The following is an 18,313-nucleotide window of genomic DNA, read 5'->3' as shown; positions in this document are numbered from 1 at the left end:
CGGAGTCCGTTACCACGGCTTCTGTTACTGCACGGCGCCGGCGATCGGTAGCGGATCACTCGGCCCGTCGATACCGCCATCACTCACCAATGAACGGATTTCTGCCCACTTCGTTGATCAAGCGGCCCCACTTGAGAATTTCCATCTCATCCAGCGCATCCGCCCCGTGCAGTACCGCCGGGAATCCCAACGCCGCCCACTTATCCATCGGATGAAGAATATGGAATGTCGTCAGCCCCAGGTCACCGGGCACCTGCGCGTCCGCCACCACGTTGTCACCGATGTGCAGGTGACGATCGATACCTTCGTTGGCGAGGTCCTGCTTCACCTTCCGCCACATCGACCCGTTATCCTTGCGCAGCTGTTCTTCGCTCGACACCATCAACCGGTAGGCCGCCGCCACGCCGGCCTTACGGAGCATCAGCCCCACCTGCTCGCGGTTGTAATAGCTATCCGAGATGACCCAGAGAATGTGTCCCTGAGCGGCAAGATGGTTGAATAGCTCGACCATCTCGTCCTTGGGTTGGATCATTTCTAGATCGAGTTCGTACTCGAGCTCCATCCAGTCCTGAGCCACTACGGGATCCACATCCAGCTGATCGGCCAGTTCGTCGTAGATGGCTTCGATCCGAACGTCGCCCTGATAATTGGCCCGCTGTCGCAGCGTCGACTCGGCGTCGTTGCGCAGCTTGACGAACGCCTGCGCGGTGCCGACGATCCCCTGTTCGGCCAGCATCTTGCCGAGCTTCAGTTTGGCGTAATCGGGCACGGTGAACTCGCGGCGAACCAGCGTATCGAAGACATCGAAACTGATGCAGGCGTGCGCCTGGATACTGGCAACGTGCTGCTCCAACCGGCCGTGATAGCTTGCGGTGATATAGCCATTGTCCGTCGTGAACTGGCCGGTAGGCGGGTAATAAAACAGCTGCTTGTAACCGAGATTTTCGGCCAGCGGACCGAGAATTCGCTCCAGGGCGTGGAGCATCGAATTGTCGTTGGGCAACGGTTCTTCCGGGAAATCTTCGTAGGTCCACGTCTGATCCAGCACGCCCTTCATCGCACCGGGTCGAGACCAGAACATGCCACCGGCGGGATAGCTCAAAAACTCGGGGATATGATCCAATCCCAGCGTTTGCTGCCACTCGCGCATGAAACCCTTGTTCATGGTCTGGTGATTGACCCAGGCGGGCATCATCCAGAACGTGGTCGGGTAATAGAGCCCCAGCGACTCGTCAGCGGCGTAAGCATTCAATAGCCGGGTGATGACGGAAGTATCGCGCAACAGGTATTCGATCAGATACTCTGCCCACTGTGTCTGCTCCTTGCCCGAATAGAGCGACTTCTTGGAGTGCAGATGACAGAACAGGTCATACGCCTGTAGTGCCTGGCCGTACTCCACCAGGGCCGGGCCAAAGTTGCGGCCGCGGTTGGGCACGACACGGGTTTCCAGCTTGCCGACCTTGGGATGCTTGCCGAACATCTCCTGGGCATGCGTTTCGAAACTGGCATCCGCCAGCGTCAGATAGACGTCGACGGTCACCGGAAACCGCTCGATCGCCTTGGCAAATCGATCAAGAAAATCGACGTAGAAAACGTGCAGACAAAGTGCGACTTTCAACTCACTCGCCGCCTGGGTCAGCGTTTTGCTGGGCTCGATGATCTCTCGGGGGTACCAACGCACGGTAGCGGGTACATGCTGGCGTCCTTCGCTACGTCCATGCAGCAGATAGTGCTGTAGCGGGCTCTGCTGAGCATGAAAGACATCGATATACATTCGATGATAGGTCTCGCTATCGAAGCGCGGTGACGGGTTCACCGGGGCAAAACGAGATTTGCGAAGATAGTCATCGAAGGCTTCACGCTGCGTCGCGAAGCGCAGACCGTAGGTAGCCTGATACCACTTGGGATCGAACAGTCCGGTGCTTAGCGCGTCCATGAACGCCTGGCCCATCAGGGACGCGTGAGCACTACCACTGCCGGTCGTGACCCCCAGCGGCAATTCACTCGCTTCGCTGTCATCATTGCGCAATTCGGCCGCCGAATCGGCGTCCGACAAAGCAGCGGCGTCAGAAAACGAAAGCGGCTCTTCCTTACCGACAACCACGTTTGCAGGGGCAACATCATCGTTGATGGCATCTCCCTCGGAGACGATAAAGGTCTCGGTCACAGTGACCAGGTTCTTATCGTTGACGACGGGTTCTTCCCAGGGCTGGTCTTCAATGACTTTTTCTTCGACATCCTTTTCTGATCGAATCTCTTCTGACCTGGCCTTGTCTGACCGAGCCTCGGGCACGACGATGTTGTCGTCCATTCCCACGACTTCCTCCGCAGCCAGGCGCTTCTTGCGCGCCTGGCTGGCGATCTGGGTCTGAAATAGCCACGGTAATAGCGACATCATTTTTCCCGTTGGTTTCATGGGGGCCCCCGCCTATTGATTTATATTGCGAACATTTGCATCGGATTGACCATACCGTTACCGGTGATATCGTCATCGACACTAAAAAGATGCCATACGTCATGGGGAATACAGTTGGGTCTGGTAGCAAAGACTTCGTAGAGGTCCTGCACATCCGCACGCGTGTAGTTCACGCCATGGTGTCGACACATCACGACGTGATCGATCGCGCCATCGAAGACCGTTTTCAAATCCTGAAAATGGCGCTGTGTTGCTGCCTCACGACCATAGAAATATTCGAACTCGCGATTGCTCTTCTGACGAATGTCCACCATTTGCCCATGGGGAGCGGTCAACAAGCACTCGAAGAGCAACGAACGATCGAGCATGGTGCAGCCATCGCGCCACCCCACCCCCTCATGAAAGACACCCTTCAATAGCGCATGATGATCACCGATCGCGGAGTCACCTGGCTTGGTCGCGATAAAATAGAGGCCGGTCGTGTCCCGCTCCAGAATATGCGTGAGAATTTTCTGGATCGTGCCGGAATAGCCCAGGTCCAGCATCAGAGGACGCTTGTCGGGATCCAGCAGCCCGCTTCGGCTCAGATAGGCAATCAACGACCGGCGTGTCGGGGAAACGACGTCTTCCAAGGCTTTTAAATGCGGTGTCAGCCACTGCAGGACCAGATCCTGATCCTTGGGAAGCTCACAGTTGAAACGAAGAAGCTCGAACGGCAACGCTGCAAATATTTCATGTAGCTGAAGACCAAATCGCTTACGCATGAGGTCCAGTATGCTGCCTGTAAATTCATTGCTGAGCGCCATCGGCATGATCGTCTCCGAGCCCAGCATGGCGCGGAAAAGGAGCGTTCTGGACACCCGCAGGTAAACGGGGTCGTGCTGTAGATCGATTGACGACTCACGCTGCAATCGCGTCAACAGGCGATGAAAACACCACCCTTCGCGCGCCAGGCAGACGGGAAGATGGCCATTGGCTTCGGCTTCTATGGATTCGGCATAAACGTGCAGTGCGGGCCCAAGAAAGGTCGCTCCGAACTCATGTAGTGCTCGATTCTTGGCTTGCATGATGATGCCCCGTCGATGTTTGATTTGCCACGATCCGTGACGTTTACCTATTCTTGCCCGCGCGCGGTTATTGAGAAACTGCAGATCCGCACGACCTTCAGGCCGATGCAGCAGCGCTCAGCATTACCAGGCAAAGATTCATATCAATTTTTAATTTAATTAAAACTTATATTTCAAAACGCCATTCTTGCAGGTGCTTTTATAGTTTTTTGACAACCATCTTCATGCCAATCCAATTGGCGGACGTCTGAAGCCATCGAAAGATATGTAGAGAAAGCAATAAACACTATCAATTCATCAATAGTGATGGCAGCCAGGAAGCTAGCAATGTCGCGAAATAACGACAAAAAATCATGGCTTGCTACAATACGATGACATATCAATCTCGGGGAACCGTGAGCCTGCGACGTTTAATGTGTTTCGACTTTAAACATCCACCACCATCAATTTCAGGTCACCGCTAAGACTTTAGTCAGGTTAATCTCGACCCGGCTTTTGGTGAAGATGAATTTACTCATCGATATTCACCATCCAGCAATCCACTCATTAAAAGCTGATGAAAAATATCAGCTGTCTCATAACCGGAAGCATTAAAAACAGTAAACAAAGATATTGCGGTAACAATACGCCGCAGAAAACGACGATGCGTTTTCTAGCGGCGAGTCGGAGCAAGCGTCAGGAGCGGGTCGACTCAACGCCTAGCCTCGAGTTTCAGTCGGGGAAACGAGGGTCTTGCCTCGGCCGACGGCGTAATAATCGATGCCCGCAACAGACATCGTTTCTGGATCGAACAGATTTCGCCCGTCGACGACGACGGGAGTCGTCAGCTGGGCCCGAATCCACTCGGCGTCCAATGTGCGAAACTCCTTCCACTCGGTGCAGATCACCAGCGCATCAGCTCGCTTGACCGCCTGAATGCGATCGGCCACCAGCACCAGATCGTCACGCTCCCCGTAGATCCGACGACACTCTTTCATCGCCTCAGGGTCATAGGCCTGGACAGTGGCACCGTGGGACCACAGCGCTTCCATCAACGTTCGACTTGGGGCGTCGCGCATGTCGTCGGTTTCGGGCTTGAACGCCAACCCCCAGACCGCAATCGTCTTGCCTTCCAGTTCGCCCCCCAGAGCGTGGGACAGCTTCTCGAACAGAGTCGACTTCTGGCGTTTGTTGACCGCCTCGACCGCCTGAAGCAATTGGGCCTCGTAACCGACCTTGCTGGCCGTGCGCGCCAATGCCTGGACGTCCTTGGGAAAGCAGGAACCACCATATCCGCAGCCCGGATAGATGAAGTGATAGCCGATCCGCGGATCGGAGCCGATACCGCGACGAACGTCCTCGATATCCGCCCCCAGGCGCTCCGCAAGATTGGCCATCTCGTTCATGAAACTGATCTTGGTAGCAAGCATGGCGTTGGCGGCATACTTGGTCAGCTCGGCCGCTCTCACGCTCATGAACATCAACTTTTCGCGATTGCGGTTGTAAGGCGCATAGCATTCGCGCATGAGATCGCTGACGCGGTCTGACCCGGTACCGACAACGATACGTGCACCTCGTGTGAAATCATCCAGGGCCGAACCTTCCTTGAGGAATTCGGGATTGGAACAGACATCGAACGAGAGTTCAGCGGCGCGTTCCGCAAGAATGCCGGCGATGCGGTCGTGAACCTTGTCGGCGGTACCGACCGGCACGGTCGACTTGTCGATGACGACCTTGTAAGCGTTCATGTACTGGCCGATGGTGGACGCTACCGCCAGAACGTATTGCAGATCGGCACTGCCGTCTTCATCGGGTGGGGTGCCAACGGCAATGAACTGTAGGACACCATGCGCCACCGCCATTTCAGCGTCGACGGTGAACTGCAGTCGCTGGGCTTCGACGTTGCGAAGCACCATGGACTCGAGACCGGGTTCGTAGATCGGGATCTCTCCTTGAACCAGGCGATCGATCTTGTTCTGATCGATATCGACACAGACCACGTCGTGGCCAACATCCGCCAGACAGGCGCCGGTGACCAGCCCCACATAGCCGGTACCGAAAACGGTGATCTTCATCCGAGAAACTCCCAAGAGTAAGCGATGCCGCCCACAGGGCAGCCAGAAAGTCGAGATGGCGAGACCGAATGGCCTGGCGCAAAACCGTCAGCGCAAAAGTGCGAGCAAGGCTCGGAACACGAACCCGACGAACCGCTCGGGAGCCGTCCGAACCAGCAGCCCTAGGCGAAAGTTGCAGCGTCCGCCAGCGAACTTCCCTGTTCATCCTTTTCGGATGTCATCGGCTTGTCGCCAACCAGTGGCCAGTCGATAGCCAGTTGCGGGTCGTTCCAGTGAAGGCTGTATTCGTCGCCCGGCGCGTAGTAGTCCGTGCATTTGTACTGGAACTCGGCAATGTCGCTGGTGACGTAGAAACCGTGGGCGAATCCCGGCGGCACCCACAGCATCTGGCGATTGTCTTCATTCAGCAGCGCTCCGACCCATTGCCCGAACGTCGAGGAGCTCCGTCGAAGATCGACCGCCACGTCGTAGACCTCTCCTCGCGTGACCCGTACGAGCTTCCCCTGCGGTTGCTGCAGCTGATAATGCAGCCCCCGCAGGATGCCCTGGCTCGATTTGCTATGGTTGTCCTGTACGAACGTGTGTTCGCCGCAGTGCTCGACGAATTCACAGTGGCGAAACGTCTCGAGAAAGAAGCCGCGCTCGTCGCCGAATACCCGGGGGGTCATCAGCACGACGTCAGGAATGGACAATTTTTCGTAGTTCATTTTATTCGTTCCTCTGCCTACGATGGGCACGTCGGATTACTGGCCGCCAACGACTGCCGCTTTCGCTATCTTCGCTCCACGCCTCGAGTCCTCCAGGCGCTCCAGCAGGTACTGGCCGTACCCCGTTTTCTTGAGCGCGTTGCCACGTTCGGCCAAGACGGCGTCATCGATCCAGCCCTGATTCCAGGCAATCTCTTCCAGACAGGCAACCTTGAGTCCCTGACGGTGCTCGATCGTCTGCACGTACTGACCCGCCTCCAGCAGACTGTCATGCGTGCCGGTATCGAGCCATGCGAACCCGCGACCCAGTCGCTCGACGCGTAGATCGCCTCTCTCGAGGTAGGCGTTATTGATGCTGGTGATCTCCAGCTCGCCGCGCTCGGAAGGCTTGACCTGATGAGCGATCTCGACCACGTCGTTGTCGTAAAAATAGAGACCGGTGACCGCATAAGGCGATTTCGGCTTGATCGGCTTCTCTTCGATCGACAGCGCCTTGCCCGACGCATCGAAATCCACCACCCCGAAACGCTCCGGATCCTTGACCAGATAACCGAACACCGTCGCTCCTTTCTTTGCTTCCGAGGCCCGGGTCAACTGCTCGGTGAAGTGCTGTCCATGAAAGAGATTATCTCCCAGTACCAGACACACGGAGTCGCTGCCGATGAAGGATTCACCGATCAGAAATGCCTGGGCCAGACCATCGGGAGACGGCTGTTCGGCATATTCGAAGCGCACACCGAACTGTGCGCCATCGCCCAGCAGATACTGATACTGAGGCAGATCGGAAGGTGTCGATATGATCAGAATCTCGCGGATTCCGGCCAGCATCAGCACCGAGATCGGGTAGTAGATCATCGGCTTGTCGTAGACCGGCAGTAGCTGCTTGGAGATGCCCTGCGTGATCGGGTGAAGCCGAGTGCCGGAACCACCAGCTAGAATGATGCCCTTACGTGCCATGGTTAAGCTCCTATTCGATGCCAGGATCGATTCAAATATCTGGATAACGGTATAATTTGACGCCTTCCCTGCGGAAAGGAGCCTCTATGCGACGTCAAGCAGTTCCGAGAGCGTCAGCTGCAGTTGAGACTCCCAGTCCGGCAGCGTGATACCCAGCCCCTGCTCGAGCTTCTCCAGCGCCAGGCGCGAATTGAGCGGCCGTTGCGCGGGTGTGGGGTAATTGGCGGTCGGGATCGAAGCCACCTGATCCGGTTGTACCCGCAAGGTCTCCCCGAACGCTTCGGCCTGGCGAAAGATCGCCTGAGCGAAGCCGTGCCAGCTGGTTTCTCCACGCGGTGCCAGGTGATAAAGCCCGGCGGGCAGACGCTCATCCATCCGCGCCTTCACTGCCAGCAACGTGACATCGGCAATCAGCCGCGCCGGCGTTGGCGCACCGATCTGATCGCCAACGATGCTGAGCGCTTCCCGCTCCCGAGCCAGACGCAGCATGGTTTTCATGAAATTATGGCCGCGCGCGCTGTAGACCCAACTGGTGCGGAAGATCAGCGCATCAACGCCACTGGCCAGTATCGCCTCGTCACCCGCCAGCTTGCTCTCTCCATATAGGGAGAGCGGTGCCGTTTCGCTGGACTCCCGCCACGGCGTTTCCCCATTGCCGGGATAGACATAGTCAGACGAGTAATGGATGAGTCGCGCCGAAGCCGACGCACAGTAATCGGCAAGTTGCGCCGGCAGCGCCGCGTTCAACCGGAACGCCTCGTCACGCGAGCTTTCGGCCGCATCCACCGCGGTCCAGGCAGCGGCATTGACGATCAGAGTAGGTTGGAACGTAGCGAGCACACGGGCGACGGCGTCGGCATCCTGCAGGTCCAGCGACTGCCGTCCGGGCGAAACACACTTTCCCAGTGGAGCCAGCGCACGCTGCAGTTCGAAACCGACCTGACCGTTACCGCCAAGAATCAGAACGGTCATGCGGTTGCCCCTAGTCGCTCGCCCTGATAGCTGCCGTTCTGCACGCGCCGCCACCAGACATCGTTTTCGAGGAACCAGCACACGGTCTTGCGCATACCGCTTTCAAAGGTCTCGCGCGGCGTCCAGCCCAACTCACGCTGAATCTTGGACGCGTCGATCGCGTAACGCTGGTCATGGCCCGGACGATCGGCCACGAAAGTGATCAGATCCCGGTAATGCGCCACCCCCTGGGGTTTCTCGGGCGCGAGTTCCTCTAGCAGGTCGCAGATGGTGCCGACGACCTCCAGATTCTGCTTTTCGTTGTGTCCGCCGATATTATAGGTCTCGCCGATCTTGCCTTCACAGGCGACCTGAACCAGCGCCCGCGCATGATCCTCCACGAACAGCCAGTCGCGAACCTGCTTGCCGTCGCCATAGACCGGCAACGACTGACCCGCCAGCGCGCTGAGGATCATCAGCGGAATCAGCTTTTCCGGGAAATGGAACGGCCCGTAATTGTTGGAGCAGTTGGTCACCAGGGTCGGCAGACCAAAGGTTCGGTACCAGGCGCGTACCAGGTGATCGGAGCTCGCCTTGCTGGCCGAATAGGGCGAACTGGGGGCGTACGGCGTCGTCTCGGTGAACAGGTCGTCGACGCCGTGCAGGTCTCCGTAGACCTCATCGGTGGAGATATGATGAAACCGGAAAGTCGCCGCTTTCTGCGGAGCACTATCCTGCAACCCTTTCCAGTAGGCGCGAGCCGCCTCCAGCAGGGTATAGGTGCCGACGATATTGGTCTCGATGAACGCCGCAGGCCCGTCGATGGATCGATCGACATGGCTCTCCGCCGCCAAATGCATGACCACGTCCGGCTGATATTCGCGGAAGAGTCTGGCCATGGCCGCCGCATCGCAGATGTCGGCCAGACGAAACTCGTAGCGTTCGTCGCTGTCGACGCGTGCCAGCGATTCCGGATTACCCGCGTAGGTCAGATTGTCGACGTTGATGACGCGATGCGACGTGTGCTCGATCAACTCGCGCACCACCGCCGAGCCGATGAATCCGGCGCCCCCTGTCACTAGAAATGTCATGCTCATGTTACTTCCCCCGTCGAGGCTACTATTGATAGCGCAACGATCAATTGTGGATTTGTCGTACAGCGATCATTGGTGGACCGATGGCGAACCGATCAGTCGCGGTGATCTTTCACGATCAGGATCAGCATGTTGAGGATCAGCGTGATGAACAGCGCGATCACCGCGAAGACCACCGAGTTGTAGAGCCGTTCCGGCTGCTCGGGATATTCCGGCATCGTCGGCGTCTGCAATACGGAAACCTGCTTCAACTTGCGCGCAGCCTCGATGCGTGTGGTTTCGAGCGCTCCCAACGCCCCGGCATAGCTTTCCTGAGCAAACTGGGCACGTAGCATCAAGGTCTGATATTCCGAAGAAATGCTGTTGAGGGCATCACCCGACTGGCGGGCCAGACGCTCCTGCTCCTGCACGATCTGATCTTTGAGAGCCTTGATCTCGCTACTGACACGCACGATTTCCGGGGAGCGCGCACTCTGGAAGCTTGCGAGGGCACTCTTGCGGGCCTTGGCAATGGCGAGCTGTCCTTCCAGGCTCGAAACCACCGAGCTCAAGCTCTCCACCGTGCCTGTCGGCGAGACCAATCCGTTGGCGTTCTGATAGTTGACCAGCGCGTCTCGGGTTTGCTGGAACTTGTCTTCCAGCAGCGTGACCTGCTGTTCGAGAAAGCGCACCTGCTCTTCCGCCAACCGCTGGCCCATCAGATTCATGTGGCGCTCGCCCTCATCCAGCAATAGATTCGCGATCTTGTTGGCTTCTTCAGGGCTGAAGGCTTCGACGTCGACGCGCAACACGCCGGCGTAGTCGTCCAGCTCCACCGATATCCGCGATAGGAAGTATTCGTGCAGTTCTTCAAGCGGCGCGTTTTCATCGCCCAGCGCACTGAAGAAATCGGCGCCCGAGTTGGCGTAGTGATTGCGGAAATCCGCTTCATCGATGAGCAGCTTCAGCATATCCACGGAACGCATGTAATCCCGCAGCAGAAGCATGTCCGCAAGATTGCTGGTCGCGCCGCCGCTCAACAACGAACTCACGCTCAGGGTTGGCGATGCCAGTTGGGGGCTTTCCAGGACCACATTGGCGTGAGAGACATAGCGGTCGCTGGCCCACAGCGCCCAGTAGAGGGACACGATGACGATCGCGATCAGGCACACGATCCAGTGGAACGACTTGCGCAATCGGGATGATTTATTGAGATGAGCTGACTTGTTCATGGCCGACCTGTCTTTTTCGGAGTCTTTTTCGTAGACGTTGGCGTTCGATTTCGAGGCTTGGATTTCGCCTGAGCCTGGAACTGCTGCACGTATCGGCGCGCGTCGTGCATGCGCTCGCGGGCATCTTCCATGCGCCAGCGCAAGGCGTCGTCAGGGTCGTCCCGAGCCGGATCGTCGCTGGCGATCTGGTAATCGAGGCGCACCTGCTCGAATTCGCGATTGGCCTGCATCAGCACCTGTTTCGCCTCGGAGAGCGATTGAGGAACGACCGGAGGCGCGACCTTCTTGCCATCGGTCGCTTCGTGATAAGCGCTGATGGCATCTTCGATATCGTCGAACCACTGCGCCTGCCCTTTTTCCAGCACGATGCCCGCCTTGCAGAATTCCCGCAGGACCCCCTCGCCATGGGAGACCATGATCAGACTGGCTTTGCCGATGCGATCCTTGAATGCCTTCTGAGCCTTGGCCTTGAAGGCGCGATCGCCTACCGCGGTCGCTTCGTCCGAGAGGTAGACATCGAAATCGAAGGCCAGCGACAGCCCGAATGCCAGACGTGAACGCATCCCCGAGGAGTAGGTCTTCACCGGCTCATCGAAGGCATTGCCGATCTCGGCAAAGGCCTCGACTTCCTCGATCACCCGCTCGATGTCCTCCTCGGCACCGTGAATCCGAGCTACGAACTTGACGTTCTGGCGGCCGGTCATCGATCCCTGAAAACCACCCGCCAGGCCGATCGGCCAGGAAACGCGACTGTTGCGAATGATCTCGCCACGATCCGGAGAGTCCATGCCACCGATCAGCCGCAGCAGCGTCGACTTACCCGCCCCGTTACGCCCCAGCAGACCAACGCTGACGCCAGAGGGGATCGTCAGACTGATATCTTTCAGGACCCAAGGGCTGTCGTGATGGTTGTGATAACGCTTGTAGAGATTATGGATTTCGATCATGTGGGCAGATCTCCTAGTGCGCTTTCAGCTGGTCGCGAAAGCGCGTGTGAAGGATCAGCCCCAGCGAAATCAGCGCCAGCGCCCAGAACCACAGATAGGTCATGTCGATACCGCTGATCGTGTGGTAGCCGCCGAAGAAGTTCATTCGCATGCTCTCCAGGCCGTGCACGATCGGGTTCATCAACAGGTACTCACGGTATTGATGCGGCACGTAGAGCACCGGGAATATGACGCCGGAGAGCAACAGCAAAGGCAGGTTGAGGATGCGAGCCACCTTGCCGATTTCCGGAATCAGATCGCCAAGGACCGACAGCGTCAGTCCCATGCCCCAACCCAGCGCCCACAACGACAGCCAGTCCATCATCGCGCCGAACGGATAGTCGGGCATCAGCTCGAACTTGAGCAGACTGCCAATCGTGATGAACAGGATGAAGATCAGTGTCTTGAGCATGCCTTCGAGAAAACAGCGCACCAGTACCGGGTCGATCGGCTTGACCTGGCGATAGGCGAACAATCCGCGATTGGCCTCGACCGCACCAATCGAGCGCATCATGTTCTCCCGGAACAGCATGAAGCCCATCAGCCCCACCACCATCCAGGCCACGTAGTCGGCGCCGGCGATGTGTCGGCCGGACATGAACAGCCCACGCACCGAAACCATCACGCCGATGATCGCCAGCGGTTCGAAGATCATCCAGAACCAGCCCATGCGGTCTGCCATGGTGCGAGAGATGGCTTCGCGCATGAACATGGCGAACCAGACGCTTCTGGCTACCCGCCAGGGCGGCCGCGAGGGCGCTCCGGGCGGTCGTGCAAAATCTGATGGTGGAAAGCCCGGTGGTGAAAAACCCGGTCGTGAAGAATCCATGGCCATGACGGATTACCCCCGAGGGTGTACGCACAACGTGCGCATCAGGCGGAAAGATCGCGGATCGAGGGCGCTCATAGGTCAAGCGCTACGCGAGTTGCCACGGCGATCTGGAACAGGATCTGGGTGATTGACGACGCCAGTTCGATGTTGCTGGTCGGGGCAGCCGGCAGGACGATGATCTCGTCGCCGGCACGCATTCGGGTCTGCCCCGACTGGATGACGGCGCCATTGCGATGAACCACCAACACCTGGTCCTCGTCGGCTCTGGGCGTGAATCCGCCGGCCTGCTGGATGTAATCGAGGGCGCTCATGCCCGGCGTGTAGACCATCGCCTGAGGAATGATGATTTCGCCACTCAACAGAACGGAATCGGTATTCTCCGGGATGGTCACGATATCCCCGTCCTGCAGGCGTATATCCGCAACGTTGCCGTCTCTGGCAACAACCAGCCGACCTGTCGGCTTGACCTGAGAAGCCTTCTGCACGAACCGCTCGATCAACTCCGCCTGACGAACCTGGATTTCCCCTTCCTTGGCCGTGCGGGACGGGTAGCCGAGATAGGTCGTCTCGAGTCGGCGCAGGCTATCCTTCAACGACGACGCCTGTTGCTCCGCCACGCTGATCCGACGGATGGAGATATCCTGATAGCTGGTCATGTCCTTCGGCACGCTGATCGCATTGAGAAACTCGCCCAACCGGGCGTCCCGGGGCAGCGCATAACGCGATGGCCCGTAATAGCTGCCCTCGATCTGGACCACGATGGTCTCGTCACGCAGGTCGGCGCTGAACATCACTTCATCGCCACGACGCACCTCGGCGCTGCGGAATTCCGCCAGCGGCAGGTACCGTGAAATCGGACCCGAAGAACGGCTGCCCCGAAGGAGCACATGCGACACGCCGGATTTCAGTCGTGCCAGGTTGATCACGTCCTCTCCGGTCAGCGCATCGCCGACCAGTTCGTAGCGGTAGTTCTTCTGCACGTCACCCACGACGCTGATGGCCGGCCCACGCTCTTCGACCACGATGGTGTCGCCATCACGGAACTGCGGCCGGGCGATATCCCCGTTGATCAGAAATTCATACAGATCGATGACGTTGACGACCTGGCTCCCGCGCTTGATCACTACCTGGCGATAGCTACCGAGCGCTTGATCGATACCGCCCGCCTGATCGAGAAAGTAGAGCATCGAATCGTTGGGCGTTCCGGAGTAGCGCCCCGGGTTCAGCACATAGCCCGTGACGAAAACCCCCACCGGCTGCACACCTTGAAGATTGGTGTAGACACTGACGTTTTCCGGATAGACCGACTTGATCGCCCCACGCACTTTGGCGTTGAGCTGCGCGTTGGAGATCCCCTGGACCTGCAAAGGCCCGATTCGTGGCAGGAAGATGTTGCCCTGTGCGTCCACGGCCAATACGCGGTCAATCTCGACGCCGCCCCAGACCCGAATGGTGATCTGGTCACCAGGCTTGATCAGGTAATCGGGATTGAGTCCGTCGGCCATCATGCCGCGGAAACCGCCACTGAACAGGTTCTCGCCGAATGGCGGCAAGCTGTTGGGGTCGACCATGGCCTGTGCCCGTGGATCGACAGGACCATAGGTGCCACTGTCCCAATCGGCTCGCGGCGATGTTTCGGTGCTGTCGGCATCTTGCGTCTGCGACGTCATCGCCTCCGCTGGTTGGTCGCCGCCCAACAATGCGCTGCTGTTCAACCCGAAGTCCTGCCCGTGAGCAAGGCCAGCGTTCAAGCACGCTACCGCCACCAGGCACATAGCCCGGAAAATCATTGATAACCGCTTCATGGTGGTTCCCTTCCCTCACGTTGTTTCGGGCCATCGAGCACCGGATTTCGATAATCAAACTCCGGTAAAATGCCGTTTATCGGCACTTCTTGATTCGGTGGCGTCCAGGTCATTCCGGCATTAGGAACGACAGATTTAGACGGCTTCTCCGAAAAGCGTCTGCAAACTACTCAGACGCGATCTAGCGAATGATTTCCGTCACCAACCGCTGGGCATACCAGCCTTTATCCGGCACTAGGCACGTCACTTCGCCGACCGGAAGACCGGCCGGCGCGACATTACGTGTTACATCCAGGAGCAGACAGCGCCGGCCACTCGCCGAAAAGTAGCGCTCGCGAGCATGGATCGAGACGTTGGCACCCCAGGGTGAAGTGGCCATCGTGGTGACGCTGCCAGGCGCGGCACTATCGAGAAAGCTGGCGAGCGGACCGCTTACCGGCGTTGCCCCATTCATGGGCATCGCGGCCGTATCCCCTGTGCGTTGCTGTGAGGTCGCACATCCTGAGACGGCGACGATCGCCAGTGCCACCGCCCCCCATTTTCTAGCGGGATTACTCTTGCTGACTTGCCTTATTTCATTTTTCATCGCGACCACCTTTCCCTCGATTTCCCGCGCGTTATCGCCGAGAACCCAACCTGATATTTTTCTGTAGCGCTCAACGTCATTACCGTCTTTTCACGTGAACTACTCATGCTGAAATGCCGAATTCCGCTTTTGATGTCCGTCTAGATAATTCGATGACGACGCAGCCCCGCGATGAGACGCCTGATAGTCTCTTCAAGGTCACAGACCGAGGTATCGATTTCGATTTCTGGCGATTCGGGTACTTCGTAAGGCGAGCTGATACCGGTGAATTGCTGGATTTCGCCGCGACGAGCCTTACGGTAGAGCCCTTTGGGATCGCGACGTTCGCAAACGGATAGCGGCGTATTGACGAACACTTCGATGAATTCGCCGGCCTCGACCATGCGACGAACGTTGAGGCGGTCTTCGCGAAACGGCGAGATAAACGAAACCAGCGTAAGCATCCCCGAGTCGACCATCAGCTTGGCCACTTCACCGATGCGGCGAATGTTTTCCTGACGATCCTCGTTGCTGAAGCCGAGATCCCGGCACAGGCCGTGGCGCACGTTGTCGCCGTCCAATAGGTAGGTGTTGTAGCCCATGCCGAAGAGCTGCCGTTCCAACGCATCGGCAACGGTGGATTTGCCCGCTCCGGAAAGCCCCGTGAACCAGATAATGCTCGGCTTCTGACGGTTGCGATCCGCGCGCCGGCTCTTGGTGACGGCCATGTCATGCCAGACCACGTGTCCCTTATTCAGCATGTCCACCACCATGCCGGCGCCTACGGTGAGGTTGCTCAGCCTGTCGATGAAGATGAAGTTTCCGGTCTCGGGAGAATGCTGATAGCGATCCAGCACCAGTGGTTGCGCGACTTCGATCTGACAGCGCGCGATGGCGTTGAGCGGTAATGTCTCGCTCGCGTGGTGCTCGAGGGTATTGACGTCGACCTGATAGAGGATGTGGACGACTCGCCCCGGTACGATACGGGTGCCTGCCTTGAATTCGTATTCATGACCCACCGCGAGTGGCGTCTCGTGCATCCACACTACGTCGGCGATGAAAGCGCTACAGGGCTCGAGTTCGCTATTTGCCGCGACCAGAGTGTCGCCACGCGAGATATCGATCTCGTCGCGCAAGGTGAGCGTGACCGACTGCCCCGCATACGCCACGTTCAGATCACCGTCACTGGTAACGATTCGGGCCACGCTCGAGTGTTTGCCGGAAGGCTCGACCCGAATCTCGGTACCGACCTCGACGGCGCCGGCGGCCAAGGTACCGCAGTAACCCCGGAAATTGAGATTGGGTCGGTTGACGTACTGCACCGGAAAGCGAAGCTCGTGGAGACTTCGCGCCGACAGAATCTCGATCTGCTCGAGCTGGGTCAGCAACGGTGCCTCGTCGAACCAGCGCATGTGGGGGCTGGGGTCGACCACGTTATCGCCATTCAGTGCGGATATCGGCAGATAGCGAACGTCGGAAACGCTCAACTGACTGACGAAATCGCGATAATCCGCAACGATTTCCCGAAAACGCGCCTCGGAGTAGTCGACCAGATCCATCTTGTTGATCGCGATCACGAAATGGCGAATACCGAGCAGATCGCAGATGAAGCTATGCCGCCGCGTCTGAACCTGCACCCCAAAGCGGGCATCGATCAGAATGACTGCCAGGTTCGCGGTGGAAGCGCCGGTTGCCATGTTGCGGGTGTACTGCTCATGGCCCGGGGTATCGGCAATGATGAACTTGCGCTTGTCGGTGGAAAAAAACCGGTAGGCGACATCGATGGTGATGCCCTGCTCGCGCTCCGACTGCAGTCCATCGACCAGCAGAGCCAGATCCAAGAGACCATCCGTGCGACCTTGCAGCCTGGAATCTCGTGTCAGCGCTGCCAGTTGATCGTCGAAGATCATTTTGGCGTCATGCAGCAGGCGTCCGATCAGGGTGGACTTGCCATCGTCGACACTACCGCACGTCAAGAAGCGCAGCAGATCCTTGCCGTCGTGCGGCGCCCGGCTCTCGTTTGCATCCTTGTCCTGCTGCACCTGAAGGTACCCTTCGGTGTTGTCGGCTATCCGAACGGACGGATAATTCATCAGAAATACCCCTCGCGCTTTTTCTTCTCCATCGACCCGACACCGTCGTGATCGATGGCACGGCCGGAGCGCTCGCTGGTGCGAGTGAGCAGCATTTCCTGGATGATCGTGGGCAAGGTGGTAGCACGGGACTCGATGGCACCGGTCAGCGGATAGCAACCCAAAGTACGGAAACGTACCCAGCGCTCCTGCGGCACCTCACCGGCGGCGAGCGGTAACCGATCGTCATCGACCATGAGCAACATGCCGTCACGAACCACGGTGGGTCGTGGCGCGGCGTAGTAAAGCGGCACTATCGAGATCGACTCGAGATGGATGTACTGCCAGATATCCAGCTCGGTCCAGTTCGAGAGCGGAAAGACTCGAATCGACTCGCCCGGGTTGACCTTGCCGTTATAGAGATTCCACAGCTCCGGTCGCTGCTTCTTGGGGTCCCAGCGATGGTGTCTATCCCGGTACGAATAGACTCGCTCCTTGGCACGGGAAGCCTCTTCGTCGCGGCGGGCGCCACCGAAAGCGGCATCGAAACCGTGTTGGTTCAATGCCTGCTTGAGCGCCTGGGTCTTCATGACATCGGTATATTTGGCGCTACCGTGATCGAACGGATTGATATCGGCGACACGCCCTTCCTCGTTGACGTGCTCGATCAGCTCCATACCGACCTGGGCCGCCGTACGGTCGCGAAATTCGATCATTTCGCGAAACTTCCAGGTGGTATTGACATGCAGCAACGGGAACGGCGGCGTTCCCGGATAGAATGCCTTCCGCGCTAGATGCAGCATTACCGAGGAATCCTTGCCGATCGAGTAGAGCATGACCGGATTGCGGAACTCCGCAGCCACCTCCCGGATGATCTGAATCGACTCAGCCTCGAGTTGCCTAAGGTGCGTGTGAGCCCTGAGTGTGAGTTCGCGCATAACGTTCCCGTGCAGCCGATCGAGAGTAACGAAACAAGAACCTCGGTCCTGAAACGGACCAAAACGCTGGCGATCGTTGCTTTGATTTGTTGTTTCGAGACTCTTTTTCGTCCAAATAGCGCCTTCGAGTCAAACTTTAAAATCGCGAAAGGTAAGTTTATGTAAGCGACGAAAAGTCTTCATGGAGGATGTTGAAAAGAACGTTACACGGAAGAGATTAATGCTAAAAAGCGGCATTCTGATACTTTATACAAGCTACTGTTTTATATGGTATTTATCGATATAAATCCGTGAAAAATAACACCACCGCCACAGCAAACCCTATTCCAAAATCATTCGGCCAAGGAAAATACTCATCGATAAAATCTGCCCTGATTACTCTCTTAAAGAGAAAGCCAACGAGTTAAATACATCGAACGTAACGCAAGAAGTTTGAGTTTGTTAATACTAGCAACATCGGTTTTTCCCGCAGAAAAGTTTGTTTACATTTACCGTATCCGTTAACTCATTAACGATTGCGAATGTGATTACGAAATGTCCTGTCGATTATCATTTCGATACAGCGGAAAAGCGTTCGCCCCCCATCGTATGCGTTACACTGCGCGTCGGATTGCCTAAAGATGTGGACTCAAGTAGCTTTAGCACCCTTTTTCGGCGC

14 protein-coding genes are annotated in these 18,313 nt (G+C 57.5%); all 14 read right to left on the bottom strand.

Going from position 1 to position 18,313, the window contains the following annotated elements; translation table 11 throughout:
* Positions 1–79: 79 nt before the first annotated feature.
* The 14 genes from DOM27_RS10050 to cysD all read right to left on the bottom strand — a co-directional run bounded on the left by DOM27_RS10050 (position 80) and on the right by cysD (position 17,655).
* Positions 80–2,416: a rhamnan synthesis F family protein gene (locus tag DOM27_RS10050; RefSeq protein WP_223162316.1), complete on the bottom strand. Its 2,337-nt coding sequence runs from the start codon at positions 2,414–2,416 to the stop codon at positions 80–82.
* 20 nt (positions 2,417–2,436) lie between these two features.
* Entirely contained in the window at positions 2,437–3,228 is a 792-nt protein-coding gene (locus tag DOM27_RS10045) for a hypothetical protein (RefSeq protein ID WP_223162315.1), read from the bottom strand.
* 953 nt (positions 3,229–4,181) lie between these two features.
* Entirely contained in the window at positions 4,182–5,537 is a 1,356-nt protein-coding gene (locus DOM27_RS10040) for a UDP-glucose dehydrogenase family protein (protein WP_110655865.1), read from the bottom strand.
* A gap of 161 nt (positions 5,538–5,698) precedes the next feature.
* Positions 5,699–6,244, bottom strand: coding sequence for a dTDP-4-dehydrorhamnose 3,5-epimerase (gene rfbC / locus DOM27_RS10035; protein ID WP_110655864.1), 546 nt, complete (start codon positions 6,242–6,244; stop codon positions 5,699–5,701).
* A gap of 36 nt (positions 6,245–6,280) precedes the next feature.
* The gene (gene rfbA / locus DOM27_RS10030; RefSeq protein WP_110655863.1) at positions 6,281–7,201 is read right to left on the bottom strand and encodes a glucose-1-phosphate thymidylyltransferase RfbA; all 921 of its coding nucleotides are present in this window, start codon (positions 7,199–7,201) and stop codon (positions 6,281–6,283) included.
* Between the two features lie 84 nt (positions 7,202–7,285).
* Complete coding sequence (gene rfbD / locus DOM27_RS10025) at positions 7,286–8,173, bottom strand: dTDP-4-dehydrorhamnose reductase (protein ID WP_110655862.1); 888 nt, start codon at positions 8,171–8,173, stop codon at positions 7,286–7,288.
* Positions 8,170–9,243 carry a dTDP-glucose 4,6-dehydratase gene (gene rfbB, locus DOM27_RS10020; RefSeq protein ID WP_223162337.1) on the bottom strand — a complete coding sequence of 358 codons (1,074 nt, stop codon included), beginning with the start codon at positions 9,241–9,243 and terminating at the stop codon, positions 8,170–8,172. Before rfbB ends, rfbD begins: the two co-directional genes overlap by 4 nt.
* A gap of 98 nt (positions 9,244–9,341) precedes the next feature.
* Entirely contained in the window at positions 9,342–10,457 is a 1,116-nt protein-coding gene (locus DOM27_RS10015; RefSeq protein WP_110655860.1) for a KpsE/RkpR family capsule polysaccharide export protein, read from the bottom strand.
* Complete coding sequence (locus DOM27_RS10010) at positions 10,454–11,404, bottom strand: ABC transporter ATP-binding protein (RefSeq protein ID WP_110655859.1); 951 nt, start codon at positions 11,402–11,404, stop codon at positions 10,454–10,456. Before DOM27_RS10010 ends, DOM27_RS10015 begins: the two co-directional genes overlap by 4 nt.
* 13 nt (positions 11,405–11,417) lie before the next feature.
* The gene (locus DOM27_RS10005; RefSeq protein ID WP_188113720.1) at positions 11,418–12,272 is read right to left on the bottom strand and encodes an ABC transporter permease; all 855 of its coding nucleotides are present in this window, start codon (positions 12,270–12,272) and stop codon (positions 11,418–11,420) included.
* A gap of 74 nt (positions 12,273–12,346) precedes the next feature.
* Complete coding sequence (locus DOM27_RS10000; protein ID WP_245392664.1) at positions 12,347–14,080, bottom strand: polysaccharide biosynthesis/export family protein; 1,734 nt, start codon at positions 14,078–14,080, stop codon at positions 12,347–12,349.
* Between the two features lie 181 nt (positions 14,081–14,261).
* Positions 14,262–14,666, bottom strand: a complete 405-nt coding sequence (locus tag DOM27_RS09995) for a DVU3141 family protein (RefSeq protein WP_110655856.1) — start codon at positions 14,664–14,666, stop codon at positions 14,262–14,264.
* Between the two features lie 140 nt (positions 14,667–14,806).
* Positions 14,807–16,738, bottom strand: a complete 1,932-nt coding sequence (gene cysN, locus DOM27_RS09990; RefSeq protein ID WP_110655855.1) for a sulfate adenylyltransferase subunit CysN — start codon at positions 16,736–16,738, stop codon at positions 14,807–14,809.
* Positions 16,738–17,655, bottom strand: coding sequence for a sulfate adenylyltransferase subunit CysD (gene cysD / locus DOM27_RS09985; protein ID WP_110655854.1), 918 nt, complete (start codon positions 17,653–17,655; stop codon positions 16,738–16,740). The genes cysN and cysD overlap by 1 nt, the downstream gene beginning before the upstream one ends.
* Positions 17,656–18,313 lie beyond the last annotated feature (658 nt).

This window comes from Salinicola halimionae (assembly GCF_003206065.1).
GTDB classification, from domain to species: domain Bacteria; phylum Pseudomonadota; class Gammaproteobacteria; order Pseudomonadales; family Halomonadaceae; genus Salinicola; species Salinicola halimionae.
Note: the sequence above shows the minus strand (reverse complement) of the source record. Positions and strands in the feature narration are given on the sequence as shown.

Bases quoted from the DNA above. Each gene is read 5' to 3' on its own strand.
- DOM27_RS10000 (WP_245392664.1), bottom strand. From the start codon at position 14,080: ATGAAGCGGTTATCAATGATTTTCCGGGCTATGTGCCTGGTGGCGGTA.
- DOM27_RS10015 (WP_110655860.1), bottom strand. From the start codon at position 10,457: ATGAACAAGTCAGCTCATCTCAATAAATCATCCCGATTGCGCAAGTCG.
- rfbB (WP_223162337.1), bottom strand. From the start codon at position 9,243: ATGACATTTCTAGTGACAGGGGGCGCCGGATTCATCGGCTCGGCGGTG.
- DOM27_RS10040 (WP_110655865.1), bottom strand. From the start codon at position 5,537: ATGAAGATCACCGTTTTCGGTACCGGCTATGTGGGGCTGGTCACCGGC.
- rfbD (WP_110655862.1), bottom strand. From the start codon at position 8,173: ATGACCGTTCTGATTCTTGGCGGTAACGGTCAGGTCGGTTTCGAACTG.
- DOM27_RS10010 (WP_110655859.1), bottom strand. From the start codon at position 11,404: ATGATCGAAATCCATAATCTCTACAAGCGTTATCACAACCATCACGAC.
- DOM27_RS09995 (WP_110655856.1), bottom strand. From the start codon at position 14,666: ATGAAAAATGAAATAAGGCAAGTCAGCAAGAGTAATCCCGCTAGAAAA.
- DOM27_RS10005 (WP_188113720.1), bottom strand. From the start codon at position 12,272: ATGGATTCTTCACGACCGGGTTTTTCACCACCGGGCTTTCCACCATCA.
- rfbA (WP_110655863.1), bottom strand. From the start codon at position 7,201: ATGGCACGTAAGGGCATCATTCTAGCTGGTGGTTCCGGCACTCGGCTT.
- DOM27_RS10050 (WP_223162316.1), bottom strand. From the start codon at position 2,416: ATGAAACCAACGGGAAAAATGATGTCGCTATTACCGTGGCTATTTCAG.
- cysN (WP_110655855.1), bottom strand. From the start codon at position 16,738: ATGAATTATCCGTCCGTTCGGATAGCCGACAACACCGAAGGGTACCTT.
- DOM27_RS10045 (WP_223162315.1), bottom strand. From the start codon at position 3,228: ATGCCGATGGCGCTCAGCAATGAATTTACAGGCAGCATACTGGACCTC.
- rfbC (WP_110655864.1), bottom strand. From the start codon at position 6,244: ATGAACTACGAAAAATTGTCCATTCCTGACGTCGTGCTGATGACCCCC.
- cysD (WP_110655854.1), bottom strand. From the start codon at position 17,655: ATGCGCGAACTCACACTCAGGGCTCACACGCACCTTAGGCAACTCGAG.